This window comes from Marinobacter sp. LA51 (genome assembly GCF_030297175.1).
Classification (GTDB): Bacteria; Pseudomonadota; Gammaproteobacteria; order Pseudomonadales; family Oleiphilaceae; genus Marinobacter; species Marinobacter apostichopi.
Genome location: NZ_AP028070.1, coordinates 2,049,636 through 2,074,492 on the forward strand (window position 1 = coordinate 2,049,636; position 24,857 = coordinate 2,074,492).

The 24,857-nt window shown below is 54.3% G+C and carries 15 protein-coding genes and 1 other RNA gene; 8 read left to right on the forward strand and 8 right to left on the reverse strand.

The window, feature by feature from the left end; genetic code table 11:
- Positions 1-14 precede the first annotated feature (14 nt).
- The 5 genes from recR to QUE89_RS09495 all read right to left on the reverse strand — a co-directional run bounded on the left by recR (position 15) and on the right by QUE89_RS09495 (position 4,136).
- A complete protein-coding gene (gene recR / locus QUE89_RS09475; RefSeq protein WP_286219863.1) occupies positions 15-617 on the reverse strand; it encodes a recombination mediator RecR in 603 nt (200 codons plus the stop codon).
- A 38-nt stretch (positions 618-655) separates the two neighbouring features.
- Positions 656-979: a YbaB/EbfC family nucleoid-associated protein gene (locus QUE89_RS09480; protein WP_286219864.1), complete on the reverse strand. Its 324-nt coding sequence runs from the start codon at positions 977-979 to the stop codon at positions 656-658.
- 4 nt (positions 980-983) lie between these two features.
- On the reverse strand, positions 984-3,017 hold the full coding sequence (dnaX, locus tag QUE89_RS09485; RefSeq protein WP_286219865.1) for a DNA polymerase III subunit gamma/tau: 2,034 nt from the start codon (positions 3,015-3,017) through the stop codon (positions 984-986).
- 164 nt (positions 3,018-3,181) lie between these two features.
- Positions 3,182-3,278, reverse strand: an RNA gene (ffs, locus tag QUE89_RS09490) — signal recognition particle sRNA small type.
- Between the two features lie 111 nt (positions 3,279-3,389).
- A complete protein-coding gene (locus tag QUE89_RS09495) occupies positions 3,390-4,136 on the reverse strand; it encodes a 2OG-Fe(II) oxygenase (protein ID WP_286219866.1) in 747 nt (248 codons plus the stop codon).
- Between the two features lie 116 nt (positions 4,137-4,252).
- Here QUE89_RS09495 and QUE89_RS09500 point away from each other — a divergent pair, with 116 nt between their 5' ends.
- The 7 genes from QUE89_RS09500 (at position 4,253) to xrtA (ending at position 14,923) form a co-directional block, all read left to right on the forward strand.
- Positions 4,253-5,173, forward strand: coding sequence for a D-hexose-6-phosphate mutarotase (locus QUE89_RS09500; RefSeq protein WP_286219867.1), 921 nt, complete (start codon positions 4,253-4,255; stop codon positions 5,171-5,173).
- A gap of 36 nt (positions 5,174-5,209) precedes the next feature.
- Positions 5,210-6,025 carry a lysophospholipid acyltransferase family protein gene (locus tag QUE89_RS09505; RefSeq protein ID WP_286219868.1) on the forward strand — a complete coding sequence of 272 codons (816 nt, stop codon included), beginning with the start codon at positions 5,210-5,212 and terminating at the stop codon, positions 6,023-6,025.
- Entirely contained in the window at positions 6,025-6,972 is a 948-nt protein-coding gene (locus QUE89_RS09510) for an SDR family oxidoreductase (protein ID WP_286219869.1), read from the forward strand. Before QUE89_RS09505 ends, QUE89_RS09510 begins: the two co-directional genes overlap by 1 nt.
- 50 nt (positions 6,973-7,022) lie before the next feature.
- Positions 7,023-9,158, forward strand: coding sequence for an XrtA/PEP-CTERM system histidine kinase PrsK (gene prsK, locus QUE89_RS09515; protein ID WP_286219870.1), 2,136 nt, complete (start codon positions 7,023-7,025; stop codon positions 9,156-9,158).
- A 185-nt stretch (positions 9,159-9,343) separates the two neighbouring features.
- Positions 9,344-10,666 carry a PEP-CTERM-box response regulator transcription factor gene (gene prsR / locus QUE89_RS09520; RefSeq protein ID WP_286222856.1) on the forward strand — a complete coding sequence of 441 codons (1,323 nt, stop codon included), beginning with the start codon at positions 9,344-9,346 and terminating at the stop codon, positions 10,664-10,666.
- 42 nt (positions 10,667-10,708) lie between these two features.
- Complete coding sequence (locus tag QUE89_RS09525; RefSeq protein WP_286219871.1) at positions 10,709-13,408, forward strand: tetratricopeptide repeat protein; 2,700 nt, start codon at positions 10,709-10,711, stop codon at positions 13,406-13,408.
- Positions 13,409-13,414: 6 nt separating this feature from the next.
- Positions 13,415-14,923 (forward strand): exosortase A, encoded by a 1,509-nt coding sequence (xrtA, locus tag QUE89_RS09530; protein ID WP_286219872.1) that lies wholly within the window; start codon positions 13,415-13,417, stop codon positions 14,921-14,923.
- 1 nt (position 14,924) lies between these two features.
- Here xrtA and QUE89_RS09535 read toward each other — a convergent pair whose 3' ends face one another.
- Genes QUE89_RS09535 through QUE89_RS09545 form a run of 3 tightly spaced genes read right to left on the reverse strand, consistent with a single transcriptional unit; the run spans position 14,925 to position 17,886 of the window.
- Positions 14,925-15,836: a formyl transferase gene (locus QUE89_RS09535; protein WP_286219873.1), complete on the reverse strand. Its 912-nt coding sequence runs from the start codon at positions 15,834-15,836 to the stop codon at positions 14,925-14,927.
- Between the two features lie 24 nt (positions 15,837-15,860).
- Positions 15,861-16,979: a GNAT family N-acetyltransferase gene (locus tag QUE89_RS09540; protein WP_286219874.1), complete on the reverse strand. Its 1,119-nt coding sequence runs from the start codon at positions 16,977-16,979 to the stop codon at positions 15,861-15,863.
- A gap of 49 nt (positions 16,980-17,028) precedes the next feature.
- Positions 17,029-17,886, reverse strand: a complete 858-nt coding sequence (locus QUE89_RS09545; RefSeq protein WP_286219875.1) for a cupin-like domain-containing protein — start codon at positions 17,884-17,886, stop codon at positions 17,029-17,031.
- A gap of 376 nt (positions 17,887-18,262) precedes the next feature.
- On the opposite strand from QUE89_RS09545, the gene QUE89_RS09550 reads away from it, so the two are divergent.
- Positions 18,263-24,856, forward strand: coding sequence for a polyketide synthase (locus QUE89_RS09550; RefSeq protein WP_286219876.1), 6,594 nt, complete (start codon positions 18,263-18,265; stop codon positions 24,854-24,856).
- Position 24,857: the final 1 nt, after the last annotated feature.

Genomic DNA, 24,857 nt, shown 5'->3' on the forward strand with positions numbered 1-24,857 from the left:
AACCTGGTGATGGTTTATTCGGAGAGCGGCTTGCGACCGCGGAAGGCGTGAGTCAGCGTGAAACCGTCGACATAACCCAGTTCGCCACCCACCGGTATACCGTGGGCCAAACGGGTGATCAGGATATCGCGGCCATCCAGGCGATCGGCGATATAGTGCGCTGTTGCCTCACCTTCCACTGTCGGGTTGGTCGCGAGGATAAGTTCGGTGACCCCTTCCTGGTTAACCCGCTCCAGCAAGCGCTCAATACCGATCTCTTCAGGGCCAACGCCGTCGATGGGTGACAGGTGCCCCATGAGCACGAAGTAACCACCGCGGTAGTCGCCCGCCTGCTCGATGGCCAGCAGGTCTGAAGGGCTTTCAACGACACACAGGGTACCGGTGCGGCGGGCGCCGTTGTCGCAGATCCCGCAGACTTCGGTGTCTGCAAAATTCTGGCAGCTGTTGCATCGGCGGACGCCGGTCATGGCGTTGCTCAGGGCATCGGATAGACGGCTGCCACCGGAGCGTCCCCGCTCCAATAGGTGGAATGCCATGCGCTGGGCGGTTTTCTGACCGACACCGGGCAAACACCGGAGCGATTCGACCAGCTCGTCAACCAGTGGGCTGAATGCCATGAAACGTCCTCAAATTCAGTTCAGGGGTTGATCCGATCTCAGAACGGCATCTTGAAGCCCGGAGGCATGCCCATGCCCGACATCATCCCGGACATTTTTTCCTTCTGATTCGCTTCAATCCGGCGCACTGCATCGTTCACGGCCGCAGCCAGCAGGTCTTCCAGAATTTCTTTTTCTTCTGACATCAGCGAAGGATCAATCTGTACCTGACGAACGTCGTGACGACCATTCATGGTGACTTTAACGAGACCAGCGCCAGACTCGCCAGTCACTTCCGCTTTGGCGATTTCTTCCTGGGCCTTCTGCATATCTTCCTGCATCTTCTGGGCTTTTTTCATCATGTCGCCCATATTGTTCATCATGTCGCTATCTCCTGCTTGTCTCAATTGGCCGGATACTGTCTTCGACTACCCGCGCCTCAAATCGTTCAACGATGGACTGCACTGCCGGATCCTTGCGGATTGCCTCTTCAGCCGCTTGCTGGCGCGCCTTACGCTGACGCTCTTCGAAGGCGGCCGGCGTATGAGGTCCGGGATTGCCCGGCTCCACCTTTAATTCAGTGGCATCGCCAAACCGACTTCTCAACCCAGCCAGAATTTTTTCTTCATGTCGCGCGTTCAGAAGACGCGCATGGCCATCATCGATGGTCAGTACCACGGTGTCACCGTCCCAGGCCAAGGCCCCGTGACTGGCAAGATTCCCCGGCATACCCACTATTTCCAGCGAGCGAAAATCCCGTTCCCAGACAAACTCACCATCAGTGCCAAGTTCAGGTCCCGGAACAGGCTCTGGGCCTGGTGCAACAGACTCCGCCACAGGCTCTTCAAGCGGGTCTGCATGTTGCTCCGGTTTCGACACTGCCTCCGAGTTTGTAGTCAGGGGTTGATCATACCCAGGATCCTGATCAGCGGAGTCCACATCGGGCGCTTGAGCGTCAAGGCTGGCCAACCAGGCATCATCAGACGACTCAGGTTCAGGCGCTGTCTCAGCAAGGTACTCCGAGCCAGTCTCTGACTGCGGTTCTGGCTCAGCAGTTTGGTGATGGCTTTCTGGCTGTTCAGGCTGAGGGGGTTCGGGCTGAGAGGCTTCGGGCTGAGAGGCTTCGGGCTGAGGTGGTGCCTCAGGTGCAGCTAACGGCTCGTTAGCGGGCTCAGAAGCGGCTTGATCAGCAGCACTGATGTCAGGTGCTGACTTCTGCTCAGCGCCCTGGTGCCCGGCTCCGGCACTGGGTGATCGTGCAGGGTCAGGTTCGTCGTGAGGCTCCGTGGAACCGGTCGGGGTGGACGAACTGAGTGCCGGCGGTTCACGACGATCAGCACCGGGACGAAACGCCAGCATTCTGAGCAAGGTCATTTCAAAGCCCATTCTGGCGTCCGGTGTAATCGTCAGATCCTTTCGGCCCATCAACGCAGCCTGATAGAAAAGCTGAGCGTCCTCCGCGCTTAACTGACGGGCAAGGGCCTGAATCTCAGCGGCATCCCCCAGTGCGTTGTCAGCGCTACCCGGGACTACCTGCTCCATGGTCACCCGGTGAAACAGTGACAGGAGGTCGGCGAGAATATTGCCGTAGTCCGGCGCGAAGTCAGAAATTCGGTTTATTTCTGAAAGCAGGCCCGGGCCATCCCGCTCAACCAGGGCGCTGACCAGTCGCTCTATGTCACGCTGGTCGATGGTTCCCAGCATATTGCTGACATCGCTGGCAGCAAGCTTCTGGTTCCCAAAGGCAATTGCCTGATCGGTAAGACTAAGGGCATCGCGCATACTGCCGTCCGCCGCACGCGCAAGCAGCCACAGCGCAGGATCTTCGAACGGAATCTGTTCCTGGCCCAGTACGTATTTCAGGTGGCCGGCAATGTGTTCGGGGGTCATTCGCTTGAGATTAAACTGCAAGCAGCGCGATAACACCGTTACCGGCAGTTTTTGCGGATCGGTGGTGGCCAGCAGGAACTTGACGTGCTCGGGGGGTTCTTCCAGCGTTTTCAGGAACGCGTTGAACGACTGGTTGGTAAGCATGTGAACCTCGTCAATGAGGTACACCTTGTAGCGGCCGCGAGTGGGCGCGTACTGGACGTTGTCGGTCAGCTCACGCATATCGTCGACGCCAGTCCGGGAGGCGGCGTCAATTTCGATCAGGTCGACGAATCGACCTTCCTGAATCTCAGTACAGCTTGAACACTCACCACAGGGCCGGGGCGTGATTCCAGTTTCACAATTCAGGCACCGGGCCAACAGCCGGCCGATGGTGGTTTTACCGACACCACGGGTTCCGGTGAACAGATAGGCATGGTGCAGACGCTGGCTCTCCAGCGCATGGATTAACGCCTGCAGCACGTGTTCCTGGCCCACCATGTCTTCAAAGGTGCGTGGGCGCCATTTTCGGGCAAGTACCTGGTAGCTCATGTTCCGCCAACTGCTGTTAAAAACGGGCTTAACCTTAGCATGGACCCAACTTGAGAAGAAGCACAGATCAACCACGGAAAACGGCGCAACAACGCGATTCAGCGTGGGGAGAACAAGACTAAACTGGGGCTTGGATAGAACGGAAGGGGGAAATCTGGGGGTGACCCCACCAGCGACACTCCGGCACACAATTCCACCGCTTCGGCTGCTCCCTTCCGGGCCTGACCGGGTTCACGGTTTCATGTTGCGGAGGCACCAATGGGGCCACCATAACGGCGCTTCGGGATAATTCCCTCAAAGCGGCGCGCATAGTAGCAAATGGGTTTGCCGACTACAACGCCAATTAGGCTCCTCCGGGAACAATCCTAATTCTTACAGTGGCAGTGGAACTTCATCCTGTCGGAACCAACAGGCAACACTGTGCCGGGTGCGGTGTGCCGGCAATACCTCGTGGGGAATTTCTTCGCTCAGAAATACGGCGATCCGACCTGCTTCGGGTACAACCTGCGCGCAGACCTCGTTATCGTTTTCCCGGTTGAACACCTGCAATTCACCGCCCTCCTCTGGCCGCCAACTTGCATTAAGGTACAACACCAGACTGATAACTCGTGATGCTCGCCCCTGAAAGCTGTCCAGGTGCTTTTTGTAAAAGTCACCCGCCTGATAAGTGGCGTAATGGGCTTCAAAGCGCTTCAGTCCAAGGAACAGGCGCTGATTGAGCCCGGCCCGAATGGTCTCAAAGAAATCGAATAAGGCAGCTTGAGGCGCAGTGATGCCCTGCAACCAGGCAATCCGATCCCGGCGAACAGAGCGATCCCGGGTCAGATCGGTGCCACGGCCGATACCTGCCTTCTTCATGGCGTCGGATCTGTCCAGCAATGAGACTTCCGAGGCCAGGCTGGCCAACAGTGGGAGGCCGAGCGCACTGGCAACATCGAGCGTCATCCAGCCGTGCTCACTTAAACCGTCGGCCAACTCGTCAAGCCAATCACCGGATACCGGATCGGCATTGCCAGGAGGCAGCCCGGCAAGCTCGTCGCCGCTGGCAACCGACTCGACAATGGAACCGGCAGGTTCAAAGTGTTGGTCTTTAAGGGCAATAACAACCGAGTGTTCCATTAACTGCTTCCTGAACATTTGACCATATTCTATGCGGAATTCTCGCCGGGGCGGGAGATTTAATTTACTCTCTGTATAGGCAAATACCGTTAACTCAGGAGTCTCTGAAACACGCCATGTCTGAGAGCAGTAACCGACCGCCACTTTCTCTTTCTCCGGGCCAATGGTCCTTCACCCGCTGGCGCACTATTGGACAACTGGAGGCGCTGGACGTAAATCACCCGCTCTTTAGAGCCACGGTGTTCCTACAAGGCGCGCATCTGACCCATTTCGCCCCTAAGGACGAACCTGACTGGCTATGGTGCAGCGATACTGCCCGCATGGAACCGGGCCGCGCCATTCGAGGCGGCGTTCCAGTGTGCTGGCCCTGGTTTGGTGATCCGGCAAGAAATGCTCCGGAAGTCCGGAAGCGCATTCACACGGACAAGGCCCATGGTTTCGCCCGCACCTCGCTATGGAAGCTCGAAGACGTCCGAGAAAGCGCCCACGAGGTCGAGATCAGCCTCTCGCTCGACGCCAATGAAGATTTCCACGACATCTGGAGTGGCCACGCTCTCGCTCTCATCACCTTCAGCTTTTCTGTCCGGGGATGCCAGGTGGCACTGACCACCACCAACATGAGCAGCCACCCGCTGGCCTTTAGCCAGGCCCTGCACAGCTATTTTCCAACGCCTGATATCGGGCGCAGCCGGGTGCTTGGGCTAGGCGATAGTCATTACATAGATACGCTTCGTGATTGGGAATACTGCTGGCAGGAAGGCGCTGTTTATTTCGAGGGCGAAACCGACCGGATTTATGAGAACGGAGCGCCCATGACCATTGTGACCCCCTCGGGCAAGCGCAAACTCTCCGCGGTGGGCAGCGATTCAACGGTGGTCTGGAACCCCGGCCCAGCCAAGGCAGCGACACTCTCCGACTTTCCAGACGAGGCCTGGAAAAACATGCTGTGCGTCGAGACTGCCAATGCAAGCGGCGACTACCGCGTGCTTAATGAAGGCCAGAGCCATACGCTGGGCGTTCTGATCGGCCGCGCCTGATTCCAGTATTTAATTCGCAAGCAAACAGGAGTCAGCATGAGTCTGGCGTCATTTATCAAGTCCAAGCTGGTGCCTGCAGAGCTTGAACAACAAGTGAATCGTATTCGCAAGCCCATTGGATCGCTTGGGTACGACCCGTGGGGCTATAACAACGAGGCGGTAAAATACGGCCTCGCATTGACCAAGCAAATCTACGAGAAATACTTTCGGGTTCAGGCCCATGGGGTTGAGCAAATTCCCTCCAAGGGCCCTGTACTCATTATCGCGAACCACAGCGGCCAACTTCCCATCGACGGCATACTGATTGGCTACGCACTGGCGTCCCGAAAAAACTCCCCGCGCATGCCCCGCGCCATGATCGAGCGCTTCTTCCCCACCGTGCCCTGGCTCGGAAACCTGCTGAACGAGGTCGGCGCGGTCTTGGGCGACCCGGTCAATTGCGCCAAGATGCTGGCCAACGACGAGGCCGTGATCGTCTTCCCGGAGGGTATTCGCGGCTCCGGGAAGCTCTACAGGGACCGATACGAACTCAAGCGGTTTGGCAGTGGCTTCATGCACCTGGCCATGAAATACAATGCCCCGATTGTTCCGGTCGGTGTGGTCGGTTGTGAGGAGACCATTCCTGCGATCGCAAACATCAAACCGCTGGCCAAGACTCTGGGGATTCCCTATGCACCGCTGGCTTTGCCGGTAGTCCTGCCGGCTAAAGTGCACCTCAATTTTGGCGCCCCAATGTACTTTGATGACCTTGAGATCCCCGAAGATCAGGTAACGGAGCGCGTGGAAAAGGTAAAGGCGGAGATCAGCCGGCTGATCGACAAAGGATTGAGCGAACGGAAAAGGCTTTTTTGATGACCCAACATCGCAGACCCCATATTCTCGTAACCGGTGCCGCCGGTGCTTTGGCTCAACAGGTCATCACTCAGCTGCGGGATCATTGTGATCTGGTGGCGGTCGATTTCCGGGAACAGGTTTATCTGGGTGACGATATCCCCAGCTACTGCATCGATTTCAACAAGCGGGTCTTCGAAGACCTGTTCCGACGCTACGAGTTCGACGGTGTCATCCACCTCGGGCGGATCATGTCGAGCCAGCTCACCCGGATGCGCCGCTATAACGCCAATGTACTGGGAACCCAGAAGCTTCTTGATCTCAGCCTGAAATACGGCATCAAGCGGGTTGTAGTGTTATCGACCTATCACGTGTACGGCGCAGTAGCGTACAACCCCGCCCTGATCGACGAGTCAGCCCCACTGAAGAGCGCCGGACTCAGCTCCGACCTGATCGACTCGGTTGAGCTGGAAAACCTGGCGAACATCTATCTCTGGCGCTACCCGGAACTGAACATTTCCATTCTCAGGCCCTGCAATATCGTAGGCCCCGGGGTCAGAAATGCCATGAGTACACTATTGGCAAGCGAACGGGCACCCGTTTTGGCGGGCTTTTCGCCAATGATGCAGTTCATCCATATCGACGACATGGCCGACGCCATTGTGCTGGCCTATAAAAAACCGGTACGCGGTGTCTTCAATGTCGCCCCTCAGGACTGGGTTGCCTATCAACACGCGCTGAAACTTTGTCACTGTAAAAGCCTGCCAATCCCTTCGGTGCCACCGATTCTTCCGTCCATGATTCTACGCACACTGAAACTGAGAAGTTTTCCGTCGTACCTGATGGCATTTTTCAAGTATCCTGTAGTTATCGACGGTAGAGCATTCGCAAGTGAGTTTGGTTTTAATCCCAAGCGACAGCTCAAAGACATCTTCCGGTTTTACATGGATAACAAAAAACCGGTGTAGCGCAGGTTCAACCGTCAGGGATCAGCCGACACTCACGCAGGATGCGAGAGATGCTAAGCGACTTCAGTGTTATCAGCCACGTGGCGGCCGCCCTGACCTTCGGGTTGTTGGCGGTGCTTGTAGTTACGCGTTACACCCGGCGAGACATTGATCGCGCCCTGTTCCTGGCTGCCATCGTGACCACCCTCTGGTCTTCGGCGCTGATCATACAAAGCTTTTGGGGCTTCCCAAGCTTCTTTATCCGTTATCTTCTAGAGCTCCTGAGGTACAGCGCCTGGATTCTGCTGCTGTTCGCAATGCTCAGGAATTCGTTTCGCCAAGGTAGCCTTACCGGGCAATTAAAACAGATATTGGGTGTTTCAACGGTTGTCCTGCTGGTGCTTCTGGTGGGCTTCGGGATGCTGGAGTACGTGTTTGGCCTCTCCATCCTGAGCGGCAAAACCCGACTGCTGGGACAGATTGCCCTGTCGTTGCTCGGGCTGTCACTGGTCGAGCAAATCTGGCGCAACTCTCCGGGATTTGGCCGATCCAGCATGAAATACCTGTGTATTAGCATTGCCACCCTGTTCGCTTTCGACTTCTTCATGTACGCCGATGCCCTGTTGTTTGGCCAGGTATCTGATTCGTTCTGGAATGCCCGGGGCTTTGTGAATGCCCTTCTGGTTCCGCTGTTTGCAATCAACGTCATAAACACCCGCAAACAGCCGGTCGACTTTCAGCTTTCCCGGTCCGCGGTATTTCACGCTGGCACCCTGGTGTTCGCTGGCGGCTACCTTCTGTGCCTGGCGGTAGGTGGCTACTATGTCAGGGTGCTCGGAGGCGACTGGGGCGATGCGCTGCAGGTTCTGTTTTTCACCATTTCACTGGTGTTTCTAGCTACCCTGGTTCTCTCCCGCCGAATCCGGGCCAAATTGATGGTGCGGATCAGCAAGAACTTTTTCGACTACAAATATGATTACCGCGAAGAATGGCTAAAAATGACCCGTGAACTGGCCAATCTGAGCGATGACCCGCCTCTGCCAGAACGGGTAACGAGAATTCTGGCCGGCCTGGTTGAGAGCAACTCCGGTGCAATCTGGCTCAAGGACGATCGGGGCAGCTTTACCTTGAAAGCGTCGCTGAATACGCCAATCGCGAAATACACGGACATTGAATCAGACTCGGACCTGGTTCGCCTGTTCAATCATCGCGACTGGATAGTGAACCTTCGGGAGTACCGCGCCGACCCGGTGGCCTACGATCTACTCGAAATTCCTGAGGCAATTGCCAACATACCGGATGCCTGGCTGGTTATTCCGCTATATCTGGATAATGAGCTCTACGGCATTGCGATGGTGGGCGCGCCCTACGCGCCGGTAGAGCTCAACTGGGAAAACTTCGATCTGGTGAAAGTTGTGGCCCGGCAGACCTGCAACCTTCTGGCCCAGGCGGATGCCCAGCATCGGCTATCGCGCGCCATGCAGTTTGAAGCCGTAAGTAAGGCCTCGGCCTTTATGATTCACGACCTCAAAACGGTCATCTCTCAGTTGTCCCTTCTGGTTAAAAATGCCCCCAAGCATCGTCATAACCCTGCCTTCATTGACGACATGATCGACACCACAGACCATGCGGTCCGGAAAATGTCGAACCTGGTTGACCATATGCGCCGCCCTACCAGCGACGATAGCGGTGAACAGCAATTACTGGATTTAACCGGCCTGGTTGTGAGTCTGCTTGAACACTACAGCCAGTCTCGCCCCAGCCCCCGCCTCGAAGGCAACCCGCCTCAAGCCCTGGTACTGGCGGATGAGGAACAGCTGCGCAGTGTCCTGGGCCATCTCATTCAAAACGCCAAGGACGCGACGCCAGCGGAAGGTGAAATCACTCTGTCTCTGAAGATCGCCCGGGGCAATGTGGCGTTATTCATTCACGACTCAGGCTGCGGAATGACCGAGGAATTTATCAATTGTCAGCTGTTCAAACCGTTCGAGAGTACCAAGGGCCTGACCGGAATGGGCATTGGGGCCTATCAGGCGCGGGAGTACGTGCAGAGGGTGGGTGGCAACATCGACGTAACCAGTGAGCCTGGCGTCGGTTCCTGCTTCTCGATTCGGATACCACTGGCGAACGTCCCTGCCATGTCCGCTCCGGAGCCCCGAGAGTTTATCGATAATGCTCCGGCACAGCCGAGGCAAAACGCCAATTAGTAGTCGTTTCGCATTAACATTTGGACTTTGCATTGCAAAGCGCCAATGTTCAGTTAAGAATTAATCAAAGGATGCCAGTGGAACAAGGTGTCCAGAACTATACAAGGTATATAGACAAGGGAATTGTTTCTGGCGTGACTAGACGACTCTTAATCGTAGAGGATGACCCGGGCCTGCAGAGCCAAATGCGCTGGTGCTTCAACGAGGAGCTTGATATCACGGTCGCATCTGACCGGGATTCCGCTCTGGCGGCGCTTCGGCGCACAGAGCCCGATGTGGTGACCCTTGATCTTGGGCTACCCCCGGATCCGGGCGGGGCCACAGAAGGCTTCGGCCTGCTTGAGGAAATCCTTCGCTTAGCCCCAAGAACCAAAGTGATTGTTGTAACCGGTCGCGAGGACAAAGAAAACGCGGTCAAAGCGATCGGTATGGGCGCCTGCGATTTTTACCAGAAGCCCCTGGATGCCGACATTCTTACCTTTGTGGTTCACCGAGCGTTCCGGCTGGCTGAACTTGAACGAGAAAACCGTGATTTGGCCAGCCATCGCAATGGCACCAACATTAAGGGTATTGTGGCCGCCAGCCCGCAAATGCTCGCCATTTGCCGCACTCTTGAAAAAGTCGCTCCCACCGACGTCACCACGCTGATCACCGGCGAGACCGGAACGGGCAAAGAACTGCTGGCACGCGCCATTCATGACCTGAGTCAGCGTGGACAAAAACCTTTCGCTGCTATCAATTGTGCCGCCATTCCCGAAAATCTGCTGGAAAGCGAACTGTTCGGGTTTGAAAAAGGCTCCTTCACGGGCGCCACCCACTCCAAGAAAGGTAAAATCGAGAGCGCCAACGGTGGCACCCTTTTTCTGGATGAAATCGGCGACATGCCCATGGCTCTTCAGGCCAAGCTCCTACGGTTCCTCCAGGAGCGCCTGGTGGATCGAGTTGGCTCCGTGCAACCAATTCCAGTAGACGTACGGGTGGTTTGCGCCACGCACCGGGACGTAAAATCTCTGATCGACAGCGGGGATTTCCGCGAGGACCTGTATTACAGGATCAGCGAAATAACTCTCGAAGTGCCTGCCGTTCGTGATCGCGATGGAGATGCAGCCGTGATTGCCCAGTCATTGCTAAAAAGCCTCGGCAAGCAAATGGAGCGCCCCGGCCTTTGCTTCTCCGAAGACGCCGTAGATGCCATCAACGGCTATGCCTGGCCTGGCAACGTTCGCGAGATGATCAACAAGATTAAACGGGCCACCATTATGGCTGATGGCAAGCGTGTGACCGCCGAAGATCTGGAACTACCCACCGAACATACTGCCCGGGATCATCAGCTCAATTTAAGACAGGTGCGGGAAAACGCGGAACGTCAGGCGATTGTACAGGCACTGCGTACCTGCAACTTCAATATTGCACAGACATCGCGCCTACTCGGCGTAACGCGCCCCACCCTGTACAACCTGACCGACAAATACCGGATCGAAACCTCGGCAGAGCCGGCGAAAACCTGAACATCTGGACGTTTATAATAAGACCCGAAAAGGACCAGGGCCATGATATCAGCGCTAACAGTACGCACTTCCCTCCTTGCAATTATCGTCGTGCTGGCGGTTGCCGGTTGTAGCAGTGAAGACAAAGAGATGAGCCAGGAGGACATCCAATATCTGAGCCATCTGGACCAATCCCGATTTTATCAACGCCAGGGTGAGCTCAAGGCCAGCTCCCAAGAAGCCCGAAGTGCCATCGAGCTGCAACCCCACAAGATTGAGCCGTACTTTCTTATCATTGATAACCTGCTCACCGCGGGCGATGCAGTTAATGCGGAGCGTCAGCTCAAACGCTTAATGGAGACGGCCTCCGGCCAGGAGCACAACTCAACGATCACCAACCGGGCAAATCTGATCCTTGCCCAAGCCAAGCTCAGGCAAGCCAAATATGACGAGGCCCTGGCGGCACTTAATGAAATTTCCGAGCCCTCGGCGGCGGTTGAGGCAAAATCTACTGTGCTGCGCGGCCAGATTCACTTGGCAGCCGGCAACTCGGAACTGGCTCAGGCAGCGTTCGTACAGGCCAACTCCATGGCCTCAGATTCAATCGAGGCGCTGATTGGCCTATCTAAGATCGCTCTTGCACAAGGCGACGAAACCACAGCGCGCCAGCGGGTTGCTGAAGCTGAAGAACTGGATCGCGAGAACGCGGAACTATGGCTGTGGAAAGCACAGCTCGCCCACTTCGAAGAAGACTGGGCAAAGGCTGAAGATGCCTACATCCGGGCTTTGGAGGACATTGGCCAGTACGACGTCATGACCGCACGGAAATACACCACCATCTCTGCCTTAATAAGTGTCCTGCGAGCTCAAAGCAAGTTTTCTGAAGCGTTTGTTTATGAGGAAATTCTTGCCAAGTCGCCTCCCGGGAAAATTCGTAGCAACCTGATTGCCGCCGAAGAAGCCTTGCGAAGTCAGGACCTCGTGAAGGCAGAGCGCTACCTAAAAGAAATCCTGGCCCAGGCTCCAGGACATGAGCAGACCACCCTGATGCTCGGCCTGGTGCGTTTTCGCCAGGGGCGAGCAGAGGAAGCGCATCAGTTACTCGAGCCCATTGCCAGTAAAGGCGACTCAGAGATTGCCAGTAAAATGCTTGCTGCCACCATGCTCCAGATGGGCAATCCGCAGGGCGCGCAATCAACCCTGGCGGAACTGGAAAATGGCGACTCCGATCCTGAGACCCTAACCCTGGTAGCCATCGCGGCACTGGAAAATGGTGATTTGGAAACTGGTGAAGCGCTGATGGAGAAGGCGCTCAGCATCAATCCCGACAACCATGAGCTGCGACTGCGCTACGCCGGTTACCTCAGCCAGCGCGACGAGCACCAACGGGCAATCACGCAGGTAGCCCAAGTCAGGCAGCATGCCCCCAAACTTGATCAAGCCCGCCAGGTACTGATCCAAGTTTACGTTCAAGCAGGAGACATTAAATCGGCTATTCAAGCTTCGGAAAGCTGGATGAAGGATGATGAAAACAGCATTCAGGCCCGGATTACCCGGGGCAATCTCGCTCTTCAGGCCGGAGAATCGGAGCAGGCTCGGCAGTATTTCCTCAAGGCGCAACAGGTATTCCCGAAAGCAGCTGAGCCATCCATAGCATTAGGTCAGCTGGCCTTGGTCAAAAACGACCGAGCCGAGGCAAAAACTCAGTTCCAGACCGCGGTTCGGCTGGCACCAGACAGCGCTCAGGCGTTGCAGGGCCTGCTTACCGTACAGGAGCGTGACGAAACCGAGCAATTTATGAGGACCGTTTTGGAGAGCCATCCGGACGCGACAGGACCACGCCTGATTCTTTTGGAAATCGCCTTGCTCGGCAATAACACTGAAGAGGCCGATCAGTTGACCGCGTCGTTATTGGAACGCTCCGATGAAGCTACACCGGCGCCGTCCTCCGAAATGGTGGCGGGTATCTATGGCAATGCGGCTGCAAATCTGCGCCAATCCGGAGAAACAGAGAAGTCCGATTTATTGCTCGAGCGGGCACAGGTTCTGTTTCCGGACAACGAACGGATCAACCTACTGGCTGCCAGGCAGGCCTTCGATCGGGGCAACATCGAGGCTGCCAAAAAACTTCTCGAAAACACCCGAAAACAGCACCCTCTGTCCGCGCACCCCTACCTCCTTGAGGCTGAATATCTCGAACGTGAAGCTGATTATGAGGAAGCCGCTCAGCGTTATAAGGAGGCACTGGCCAAGAAATCCAACCCGGAGATCGTTGCCGGCTATGTCAGGAATTTGCAGCGCTCAGGAAAAGCTGAGGAGGCACTTGCATTCTTGAAGCAAGAGCTCGATACAACGCCGGACGACCTCCAGCTTCGCCTGAACCTGGCTTTGCTCCAGCAGTCGACTGGACAGGAACAAAGCGCTCAAGCCAATTACGAAACGTTGCTTGTTGCCATGCCCGATAACACGGTTGTTCTGAACAACCTGGCCTGGCTTTACCACAAGAACGACGATCAGAGGGCAGTGAAATTAGCTGAGCGGGCCTATGAGCTTAGCCCCGACAACGCGGCCATTGCCGATACCTACGGATGGATCATGCTCAAGGCTGGCAACCACAGGGAAAGCGTGCCTGTGCTCGAGAAGGCCCACGAACTCCAGCCGGACTCCGAGGAAATTGCCCGGCATTTGGCCGAGGCTTATCGCATTGTCGGCATGACCTCGGCCGCCCAGCGCATCCTGGAGAAGTTTGGTGATCAGGGTTAATAAGCGATGAGTGCCCTCTCCCGCTATTCAGTCCAGTTCCGATGGTTGCTGTTAGTTCCAATTCTTCTGCTTGGTCTGTGGGCCGAGTGGCAGGATTTCTTTGCACTCTGGTATGAATCGATTATCTACACCCACGGCTACCTGGTTCTGGGCGGGGTATTGTTTCTGCTTTATGAACGGCGGCACGTACTGAAAAGACTGACCGTCTCAGGCTCACCCTTTGCGTTATTCCTGCTTGCCGGTGCAAGTGTCACGTTGCTTCTCGCTCAGGCCGCCGATATTCGGGTAATCCGGCTGTTGCTCACGCCTGTACTGATACTTCTGTGGGGCTGGTCTATCTGGGGACGGGAGTTTTTGAGGGCCGCTGCCGGGCCCATCTCGCTGCTGGTTTTCGCAGTACCCATTTGGGACGACTTTTCCCCCCTTTTGCAGCACATCACCGTATTCTTCAACACGCTGTTTTTGCAGCTCGCCGACATTGAAGCCACGATCAACGAATTTCTCATTGTACTGCAAGTAGGCGCATTTCTGGTCGAGGACGGATGCAGTGGTGTTCGCTACCTCATGGTGGCCTTGTTCCTTTCAGCGTTCTACGGGCAGCTTTATTACCGCTCCATGCGCTCCAAAGTCCTGTTGTTCGTTATTGCGGGACTCCTGTCGATGCTGGCTAACTGGATAAGGGTCTTTGGCATCATCGCTGCTGGTCATTACACCAACATGGAAACATCCCTGGTGAAAGACCACGAGCTCTTTGGCTGGGTCGTTTTTGTTATTTTCACCCTAGTTCCACTGTTCGTTTTTTCATCCAAATTCGAAACTTTCCCCAGATCTGAGAAAACCATTTCACCCAAGCCGGAGCAGACTTCTGGGTTTCCGTTGGGGGTCAAATCCTTGGTCTGGCCGGTCGCTGCATCCGTATTTATTATTTGGCCCGCTTTGGTTCCTCTGGCGCTGCACGCAAAAACCGAAAACATTGCCAAGTCCTGGAAGCCCGAGTTAATAACCAATGTGCCCGAGTGGCGGGGACCACTTCGCCACGCCAACTTCTGGACCCCCGAATTCACCAACCCTGACGTTGAGCTCAGCGGCGTCTACGTGTCGGATGACCTGCAGCAGGTTCAATTGCAGATCACCGGATATAGGAATCAATCTCAGGACAGGGAACTAATCTTTTACAAGAACCGGTTGTTCGATGAATCGGAGTGGCAGCTGGTTTCCGCAACCGAGCGGTCATTTACCGGCCCTCACCCAATTCGACCTACGAAAGTGGCAGAGGCCGTGATTCAAATGCAACAGGACGAATCCCGCATCATTGTTTGGTACTGGTACAACGTGGGAGGACATCTAACACCGTCACGAATTGAGGCAAAGATTGCAGGCGCATTCAAGAAAATTACAGGGGACAACCGGGGCGCGCTTTGGGCGCTGGCCGGTCGGTGCGGAGACGGTTCGAGTTACGGTTGCGAACAGCAGCGTGAGGCCTTCGCTCGATTCCTGAATCAGATAGTGAAGTAGATTAGCTTGTCGAAACAGTAGCCGCCTTCCGAACCTTGCTTACCTTTGAGAAATCATTAATTAGAGCCGTTTCCACTCGCTGATCTCTCTCTGATTTATTCGCTAGGTAGTCCGAGAGAACACCGGCCTGAATGCGGCGCCAGGTATTACGTTTCACCCGGGTAGTGAAGCTGTCGTTTAGGTAAAGTCGCCCCTTTGTCGTTAGTGAGACCGAGTGGCAGCGGCGCTGCTCCAGATCGGATACCGCCTGAACCATCATTTCTACGCCCAACCTCACCACTTTCTCATACAGGCTGTTCGGATTATCGTCAGCCACAATAGTTGGTCGGCCCTGGTAGACAACATCACCATCGTCGACTCCCCTGGAAACAAAGTGCACAGTCGCACCCACACACTCAGGCTCGTTGTTATGAATGGCCCAATCCGTCGTGAAAAGCCCACGGTAAAACTGGGAGAGCCCTCCATGGAGGTTGACAACACCGTACGCTGGAATCGATAACAGATCTGCTTTCATAATCGATGCGCCACACACGGCAATAACATCAGGCCTAAGATTGTGCATCCAATCGCGGTATTCCGACGCGTTGATAGCATTCACTCCCTCAGTGTACAAACTCTCCACGCCATCGCTAACAATGAGCTTTCTTCCTTCTTCTCCGAAATCCAGTGCATTCCCAGGCTGATTATAGGCCTGACGCGGTTCGAGGAAAGTTCGGTCCAATACGTCCAAACTTCTGCGGATAAAGGTTCGTGGGCTGGAGGCGTATTTGGTGGCCTTTTTAATGAGTGACGAACGGTCTCTTTCAGGAGTCTGGTTTTCCACCACCACACCCACCACGTTCAAAAACTTCATCAATTGATTGGCAAAGAACACATCCGACTTATCCGGACTGACGACGACCAGTACGCGCACTGGGCTCACCTCCCTATGACTAATTTAAACCGAATGACGCTTTTTCTTTTCTGGTTTAATCACTCGTTTAATTAACGGAATAAGCCGGTATTCGAGCCAATACAAAGCCCGTAATTTAAAGCTGTCCCCAAAAACCTCTACGGAGCAGAATTTCCGACAGTTCGAGGTCCAGTTCGTCAGGTACCAGTAATCATCAGCACAGGTATAGTATTGACGGTAGACGCCCTCCTCGAACAGGCTTCTGAGCGCTGAATACTCTAGCACCGAGCCAGGAGATAAGGCCTTGAATGCTTGATCGAAATCGGCCCGTATAGGGTACACAACATCGTCATGCACCAAGTGGAGCTCATAGGCTATTGGCTGTCCGTCACACCTTGCGATCCAGGCACTCAGCGAACCGGATTTACCGAAAGCATTAACCAAGTTGAAGAGAAAACGATGGCTCTTCTGGTTTGACTTGAGATCATTGCCGATCGCGGACTTCCAACTTTGCGCCGAAATCGCAACAAGCTCATCAAGGATCGGCTGATCAACACTGACGATGTTCTCGTGCTGAATGCAAAAGTCGCCCACTTTTTTCAAGCGATTGAGCTTATTGTTTATATTCTTTCTCAAGCTTCGAGGCCGCGATCGATAGAAATCTTGCCAACTCTGATCGATGTTAACGATAGGTGTTCTGATGCTCGGCTTTTCCCCTATTCTCTTATGTCCTAACTTCGAACTATCCATAAGAAATCGCTCAAGGTCACTTTCTTGACCGATCTTAAAAAACAGTCCGATTTCCTTTGCGCCGACAGAAGTCAACGCCAACAGTGCCTCATCGCGTTCTGCAGCTGTTAGGGACGAATCAACAATGATCGATGAATACGGACTGTGGCCATTTGCGGCCAACTTGAGAAGTGTCACCGGAATGCCTCTATAACGTTCCTGAATTCGAACCAGAGGCGCGGCACCAACCAGCACTTTGTCCTTATATAGGCACCTGAACTCCATGATCATGTCGCCTGAAAAGGCATCCCACCATGACCGAAGCCAACTATGAGTAAGCGGAAGTGGCACGGGGTTTAACTTTTTTACAAGCGCGTCCCATTGTGACTGTATTCGATCAAACTCCTCCCCGCTTGCAACAACGAATAATTCCACAGTGTTTGTTTGCCCTGCTGATAATCTTCCGACACAGCCCATCTAATTTTCAGGCCGCGGAGAGTTTATGCTTCACCTTGCGAAGTTGATCAAGAACATCAATCGCCCTGCGTTTAATCCAGAAATCCAGTAAAGGTTGATTCAACCAATCCTTAAGACTGTTCTGCAACCAGAAGTAATTAACGGAAACGTTCCGGCCTTCGGCTTCAATGAAATGCCAAGTGCCTGCTGGAATAAATAACGCCTGCCCTTCCTCAAGCCAGCCGGTCAATCCTGCTGCCTGGTTCAGCTTGGGAAAGCTCACCAGGTCCGGATCCTGGCAATCGATTCTGCTATCTACCACCCTGTTTTCGAGCAAGGCTTTAAGGCTGAAAGGGCTGTAAGGGTACATGCACTCACTCTGGTCCGGTGAAAACAGAATAAAGCGCTTTCTGCCTTCCAGCATCATCAACAGGCTATGGGTTTCATCGTAGTGCAGTAGAGACTTATTTTTGCCGGGACCAATGTAAAGATTAGAGACCCGGAACCCTGATTCGGGAACAAAAGCGGGCAAGGAGACTGATAGCTCTGGAGGCAAGTCCTGGGAGACGCCCTGCCCCCGCAATGGTTCGAGGGCATAGCCGTCTTGTGTGGTTGCCATCACCTGATCGAAATCGGTCATTGAAATGCGCTCAAAGCCAAGATAATGGTAGATACCATCCTCTGATTTGCGCTGAATTCTGATCGATTTCAGGCAATTTCTAAAAAATTCATAGTCCCAGCTTCGAATGAAAGGTAGCGCGTCATGCACGCCACTCAAAAGGACTGGTTGCCGCTTTTGAATAAACGAAATCAAGCCATCCCGATCAGTTGGAAAGGGAACGATTTCAATGGCATCCGGCCCGGACAGATCAAACAAGTTCATCATGAATTCCCTTTTCAACGAACTACGACCGATCAGCGTGACCCGCCAAACGCCCAACCCTTCTGAGCGATAGTTAGCGAGGTTCGATTTAACGATATGCCATGGTCCTGAAAGCTGCAAGCGCGACGCATTGGACGCTGAGGCTTCGGTACAACTTATTCTTTACAGTTTAGAAAATCACCTCAAGAACTCAACCTGAACCATGTCGCATGAAAGGCAAAAAAACCACCCTTTGAAGGGTGTAGCGCGCTGTACTTTGCTATGCTAGCTTACATGATGTAACAACGAGGCAGCGAGTACTTGCCGCTGACCAACTGACCCTCGGCAAGGGTTTGCGCCGAGCCGTGTTCGTAGATCTCTATCTAAGGAAGGCAGAGATATGAATGCTAGAGAGTCTACCCCTGTTGTACCTGGCTTCCTGGCCCACTTCGAACGCACGGTTCAGGCGTGTGAAGACAGTCCTGCCTTGTGGTCTGAAACCAACGTTGTTTCCTATGGCAGCCTCAGCCAGCGGGCTCTGGTTATTCAGGCAAAAATCGCCGAACTAGGCATAGATTGCGACGTCCCTGTGGCAATTCATACGCAGAGTCGTGAGCTGGCCATCACCGCGATGATCGCAATACTGCGACACGGCTGTGCCTATCTACCCTTAGACCCGCTTTACCCCAAGGACCGCCTAGACTACATGGTGAGCCACGCCCAGGCCGCTCTCACCATCACAGATAATGATCAATACAGAGCGCCGGTTGGAGCGCATCTCGATCTGAGGGGCATTGATTTCGAACAGACCATCGCGAATTGCTCCACGAACGCTGTGATTGCGCCGGACACCAATGCCTATGTCATCTACACCTCAGGTTCGACAGGCCAACCCAAAGGCGTACTGATGAATCACGGTACTCTGGACAATCTGATTTACTGGCAGAACCAGCACTATACAACCAGCGCTCGATTCAAGACCCTTCAGTTCTCTGCTCTGAGCTTCGATGTCTCCTTCCAGGAAATTTTCTCAACCCTTACCCAGGGCGGTACGCTTTACCTGATCGACAGCGAGCTTAAACAGGATTTCAGGCGCCTGCTCGAATACATCGACGAACAGGGTGTCGAGCGAATTTTCCTACCGTACATTGCGCTTCTTCAGCTAATCATGTGGGCCAATCGTCTCAAGTGTTACCCATCCTCGCTTCGGGAAGTCGTTACTGCAGGAGAACAACTGGTCGTTAGCCGAGAAATACGCACCGCATTCAATGCATTGAACAGGGCCACACTGAGCAATCAATATGGACCCTGTGAGACCCATGTTGTCAGCGAATACAAACTTAGCTGGCCGGCAGACAACTGGCCTGCTCTTCCCCCAATTGGTAAAGCTATTGAGCAGGCGGAACTGCTGATACTGAACGACTCCCTGGAGCCGGTTGACCAAGGCGACGTTGGAGAGCTTTTTATATCTGGCCCGGTACTGGCCCATGGCTACATCAATAGCCCGGACCAGACCTTGGACCGCTTCATCACTTTGCCAAGTGCGCCAGATCATCGAGTTTACCGGACCGGAGATCTTGTCAGCCGGAATGCGGATGGCGATCTTCTTTACCACGGACGGATCGATAGCCAGGTGAAGATCAATGGGTATCGGGTGGAACTTAGTGAGGTCGAGGCCCGACTACTGGACACCGGATACGTTGGCGAAGTGGCCGCAGCGGTACATGAAGTGAACGGTCAGAAAAAATTGGTCGCATTTATCACCGCTAGCTCGCACTCAGACAAAGACCCAACCATCCTTAAGCAACATTTACTGAATTCTGTCCCCGAATATATGGTTCCCAGTCGCTTCTACTGGGTGGATCAGCTAAAAAAAACGCCGTCTGGAAAAATCGATCGAAAAACAATGATCGAGGAAATCCAAAAACCTACAGCAGAGCCCTCCGATCGTAACGGTATAACCGAAGAACTTGTTGCCATTATTAAGGCAGAGCTTCGCCTTCCCGATCTTTCATTGGAGGATAACCTCCAGGACAAAGGCATGGATTCGTTGGACGCGAATCGTATTGCAGCCGCTTTTTTTGAACATCAAAAGCTGTCCATACCCGTGTACTCGTTGTTTCAGTACCGCACGCTTGGTCAGTTCCTCAAGTACGCAACTGAGCGACAGTCGGTGCCGGTTGAGGTGTCCAGCAACCGAACAGCCAAAGGGGATAAAAAGAATGACACCGCGGCTCGAGACGTAGCAATCATCGGAATGGCTCTTCGGGTTCCGGGCGCCAACTCACTTGAGGAATTTTGGCAGAATCTCATCCAGGGTCAGGAAAGCATCACCTTCTTCACACCAACAGACCCAGAAAGTGGCGCGGTGAACGCCCGTGGCGTAATCGATGACCCGCTGGGGTTTGATGACCGTTTTTTTGGGGTGAGTCCCATCGAAGCGGAATTCGTCGATCCGCAGCAACGCCTGTTACTGGAATTGGCCTGGCACGCCCTGGAGAACTCCGGCTACGACCCTGAGAAGTTCGCCGGAAAGATAGGCGTCTTTTGCGGGGTCGGAAACAATACCTATTACCTGAACAACGTCCTCAAGAATCAGGATAAGCTCGAGGATTACGGCGCCCTGCAAGCCATGGTGGCAAACGAGAAAGACTACGCGGCCACGCGCCTGGCCCACAAGCTAAATCTGGTCGGGCCCGCTCTCAGTATTCACACCGCATGCTCCACGTCATTGGTAGCCGTGGCCGAAGCCGTTGAAGCCATTCGCAACGGCCGCTGTGACATTGCAATTGCCGGGGGCGCCTCGCTCACGTTCCCGCAGCAACAACCTCACACTCACCAGGAAGGAAGCATATATACCCGGGACGGCCACACCCGGCCCTTCGACAAGAACAGCTCTGGAACGGTATTTAGTGACGGTGGCGGGCTTGTAGTGCTAAAGCGACTAGACGAGGCGCAGAGAGACCGGGACAGCATCTATGCGGCTATCGCAGGCATCGCGGTAAACAACGATGGCGCCGAGAAAGGTAGCTTCTCCGGACCGAGTGTTCAGGGTCAGAAGTCAGTCATTCTGTCCGCTATCCGTGACGCAAAGCTTGAGGTCCGACGGATTGGCTATGTAGAAGCCCATGGTACTGCTACGCCTATAGGCGACCCAATTGAGGTCTCTGCATTGAATGAAGCTTTTGCCGAATACACGCCAGACAAACAGTTCTGTCGTCTTGGCTCTGTTAAAAGCAACATTGGTCATCTTACCGCAGCTGCGGGCGTGGTGGGCTTGATCAAATCGGTGCTGTCTATTGATCGTGGCCAAATTCCACCCTCAATTAATTTCGACACGCCCAATGCGGAACTTAAACTGGAACAATCGCCTTTTGTTGTTGCCCAAGCAATCAGTGATTGGGATACTCCGAAAGCAGAACGAGTTGCCGGCGTGAGCTCTTTCGGCATTGGTGGCACCAACGCCCATGTGTTGCTCAAGGGCGTTGATTCAAGGGCCACCTCTGAGCAAAGCAACACCCCTGATTGGGTACCGTTGTGCTTCAGTGCCCATTCCGCCAATGCCCTGTCCGATCTATTGAGCCGGTACCAACCGCTGTTGAATCAGACCAGCGGACACGTCGCGCGAAGTGAACTTGCCGCCGCGCTGATCCGTCACCGTCGACCTTTTAGTTACCGTCTAAGCATCCCACAGCAGATCAAAGTTCATGAGCTAGTTGCGCTGATTCAGGACGCTGAGGACGCGGATCCAGCTTTTAAGAATCCCACCGTCGCTCTTGCCTTCCCCGGACAAGGAAGTCAGGTCGCAAGCATGGGACGTTCACTATACGCTTCAGTAGCCGGCTTCCGTGTTGCTTTCGATGCCTGTGCCGAAATCCTAAAAGACCAGCATTCAACCGATATCGCCTCACTGGTGTTCACCTCCGGTGATCCGCTAAAAGAGACTCAAAAAACCCAAATCAGCCTGTTTTGTATCGGCTATTCACTGGCATCCGAACTCTCCCGGCTGGGCATCAAGCCGCAGGTTGCCATTGGGCATAGCATCGGAGAGCTCATCGCGGCAACAATCGCAGGCGTTTTCGATCTGCAAACTGCAATCCGTGTCGTCATGGCACGCGGAGAGGCCATGCAGGCACAGCCTACCGGTGCAATGCTTGCCGTCCGTTCTGATGCTCAACAGCTAGCTCCACTATTGCCGACCAATGTGGTGATTGCTGCCGAGAATACGGTGGATTCGTGCACGGTCTCGGGCTCTAACAGCGCCATTGACGCGTTTAGCGAAACGCTGGAACAAAACGGGATCAAGTACCGGACTTTAAATACATCGCACGCCTTTCACTCACCCTCCATGGACGGTGCCAGTGAGCATTTTTTCAGGTGTCTCGCGGGGGTGACGCTGAGCGAGCCTCGAATTCCCTTCATTTCGTGCGTGACGGGCGACTGGATTACCTCCGAGCAGGCCACTGACTTGACCTACTGGGCCAGCCAAATCCGCCAGCCCGTTCAGTTCAGAAAGGGATGCGAAACTCTCGGTGAGCTCAAGAACCTGGTGCTGATGGAGTGCGGTCCGCAAGGCACGGTTTGCGGCATGGTCCTGCAGAACCTTAGTAACAAATCTGACCTGGCGCTGGTTACTCTCGCTGCGGATGCGGGTGACCTCAATAAAGAGGTCCTGTCTTTTGCCGACGGTTTGGGCAAAGCCTGGTGCTCAGGAGTCGCAGTCGATTGGCCTTGCGGCACCTCTTCTCCAGAACTCCGGGCGAAATTGCCGGGATACCCCTTCCAGCATCGTACTCATGTCATCGATCCGGAATTCGCAACCCAAGCGGCCGAAGCGCAACCAGTACTTAACCCACCGGCTAGCAGCGACGCTGCGATACTACCTACTCAACAGAATCTGACTGGGCCACGTATGAAAGACGCTATTATTGAAAAGCTGCGAACTTTATTTGGCGATATTTCTGGCATCGATCTTAGTAGAGCCGACGGCAACGCAACTTTCTTCGAACTAGGCCTGGACTCCCTGCTACTAACGCAATCGACTTTAAAATTGAAGAAAAAGTTCAAGATAAATATTACCTTCCGACAACTGCTGAATGACTGCGGCAACCTGAACGCCTTGGCCGACTATCTGATCAAAGAAGGTATTTCCATTGAGGGTTCCGGTCCCGTGCCAGCGGCTACCCCTGTCTCAAACAGCCAGCAACCGGCCAATTCCGAGTTGACCAGTCAGTTACCTCCGCGGTCATCTGAGTCCAATTCTTACCAGGCGTTTCCAAGGGCAACTCCGGGCGACATCCAGTCCCTGTTGCAACAACAGATGCAGATCCTGCAGGGCCAGCTCAGTCTCCTGTCCTCATTGTCCGGTCAACCAGCTGCAACTGCAGCATCACCGGTAGGGCCACTTGAGCAGGTTTCCGGCAACTCTGCGCGGTCGGATCGAAAATCGACTACGATCAAACCGTTCGGAGCCGGTACTCGAATCAATGTAAAGCGCAGCAACGACATGACGGCAATCCAACGCGAAAATTTCGATTCGTTGGCCGCGCGTTATAACAGGCGGTTTACCGGCTCTAAACAATTTGCCCAGGACAACCGCAAACAGTTGGCAGATCCACGGGTTGTCTCAGGCTTTCGAAATACCATCAAAGACGTCATCTATCCCATTGTAGTGGAACGATCAGAAGGCCCTTATCTCTGGGACATTGATGGCGGCCGCCTCATTGATATTACCTGCGGCTTCGGCAGCAACTTTTTCGGTAACTCGGCAGCCTTCATCAAAGAAGCTATCGGTCGGCAACTCGACACCGGCTACGAGATCGGGCCACAGCATCCACTGGTAGCCGACGCGTCGCGTCTCTTTTGCCAGGTAACCGGCAACGAGCGCGTGGCCTTCTGCAACACCGGTTCGGAAGCGGTACTGGGTGCCATGCGACTGGCCCGAACTGTCACTGCCAAAGAAAAGGTAGTGATTTTTGAGAACGACTACCACGGCATTCACGACGATGTGATCGTAACCAGGGGCAGCAAAGGCTATGCCGTTCCTGCGGCCGCCGGAATACCAGATGCGGCTGTAGAAAACATGATTGTCCTTGATTATGGCAGCGAAGAATCGCTGGACTACATTAGCGAGCACGCCGACGAAATAGCAGCCATTCTCGTCGAACCCGTGCAGAGTCGTCATCCTGACCTTCAGCCGAGAGATTTTCTTCAGAAAGCCCGGGGCCTCTGTACAGACCGGCACATCGCACTCATCTTTGATGAAGTGATTACCGGATTCCGTATCCATCCACGAGGCGCCCAAGGGTTTTACGGTATTGATGCCGACATCTGCACGTACGGCAAGATAGTAGGCGGTGGACTGCCTATTGGAGCGATATCCGGTAAATCCCGATTCATGGACGCTCTAGACGGCGGCCAATGGCAATTTGGTGATGACTCGGCACCTGAAGTAGGCGTCACCTATTTCGCCGGAACTTTTGTTCGCCACCCTCTGGTTCTGTCAGCTGCCGTCGCCGTCTTACAGCGAATGGCGGACGAGCCCAACCTGCAGTCGGATCTAAACCAACGTGCCGACCATTTGGTTTCGGAAATTAATCAGCATGCGCAATTGGTTGGCGCTCCCCTAAAAGTTGAGAACTGCGGTTCCATGTGCAAGGTCAAGATTCCACAGGATATCGCGTTCGAAGAGCTCATCTACGTCATCCTTCGTGAGAAAGGCATTCACGCCTGGGACGCCCGGCCGATGTTTATTACGACCGCCCACAGCGATGAAGATATAAACGCCATCATCAAAGCCTTCAAAGAAGCAATGGATGAAATGATTGCGCTGGAGTTTTTTCCAGCACCAGCATCCGCTCTCCCCGACGGTAATGGCGCTGCTCAAAAGCCACCGGTGGAAGGCGCGCGACTCGGGCGCGACGAATCTGGCAAAGCGACCTGGTACGTTCCCTCCGTAAAGGACAAGAACCAGTATGAAAAATGGGCAGGTTGAG

Excerpts from the sequence above, each read along its gene's own strand:
- QUE89_RS09510 (WP_286219869.1), top strand. The coding sequence starts at position 6,025 with ATGACCCAACATCGCAGACCCCATATTCTCGTAACCGGTGCCGCCGGT.
- QUE89_RS09525 (WP_286219871.1), top strand. The coding sequence starts at position 10,709 with ATGATATCAGCGCTAACAGTACGCACTTCCCTCCTTGCAATTATCGTC.
- dnaX (WP_286219865.1), bottom strand. The coding sequence starts at position 3,017 with ATGAGCTACCAGGTACTTGCCCGAAAATGGCGCCCACGCACCTTTGAA.
- QUE89_RS09545 (WP_286219875.1), bottom strand. The coding sequence starts at position 17,886 with ATGATGAACTTGTTTGATCTGTCCGGGCCGGATGCCATTGAAATCGTT.
- QUE89_RS09550 (WP_286219876.1), top strand. The coding sequence starts at position 18,263 with ATGAATGCTAGAGAGTCTACCCCTGTTGTACCTGGCTTCCTGGCCCAC.
- recR (WP_286219863.1), bottom strand. The coding sequence starts at position 617 with ATGGCATTCAGCCCACTGGTTGACGAGCTGGTCGAATCGCTCCGGTGT.
- prsK (WP_286219870.1), top strand. The coding sequence starts at position 7,023 with ATGCTAAGCGACTTCAGTGTTATCAGCCACGTGGCGGCCGCCCTGACC.
- QUE89_RS09480 (WP_286219864.1), bottom strand. The coding sequence starts at position 979 with ATGATGAACAATATGGGCGACATGATGAAAAAAGCCCAGAAGATGCAG.
- QUE89_RS09495 (WP_286219866.1), bottom strand. The coding sequence starts at position 4,136 with ATGGAACACTCGGTTGTTATTGCCCTTAAAGACCAACACTTTGAACCT.
- prsR (WP_286222856.1), top strand. The coding sequence starts at position 9,344 with ATGCGCTGGTGCTTCAACGAGGAGCTTGATATCACGGTCGCATCTGAC.
- xrtA (WP_286219872.1), top strand. The coding sequence starts at position 13,415 with ATGAGTGCCCTCTCCCGCTATTCAGTCCAGTTCCGATGGTTGCTGTTA.
- QUE89_RS09505 (WP_286219868.1), top strand. The coding sequence starts at position 5,210 with ATGAGTCTGGCGTCATTTATCAAGTCCAAGCTGGTGCCTGCAGAGCTT.
- QUE89_RS09500 (WP_286219867.1), top strand. The coding sequence starts at position 4,253 with ATGTCTGAGAGCAGTAACCGACCGCCACTTTCTCTTTCTCCGGGCCAA.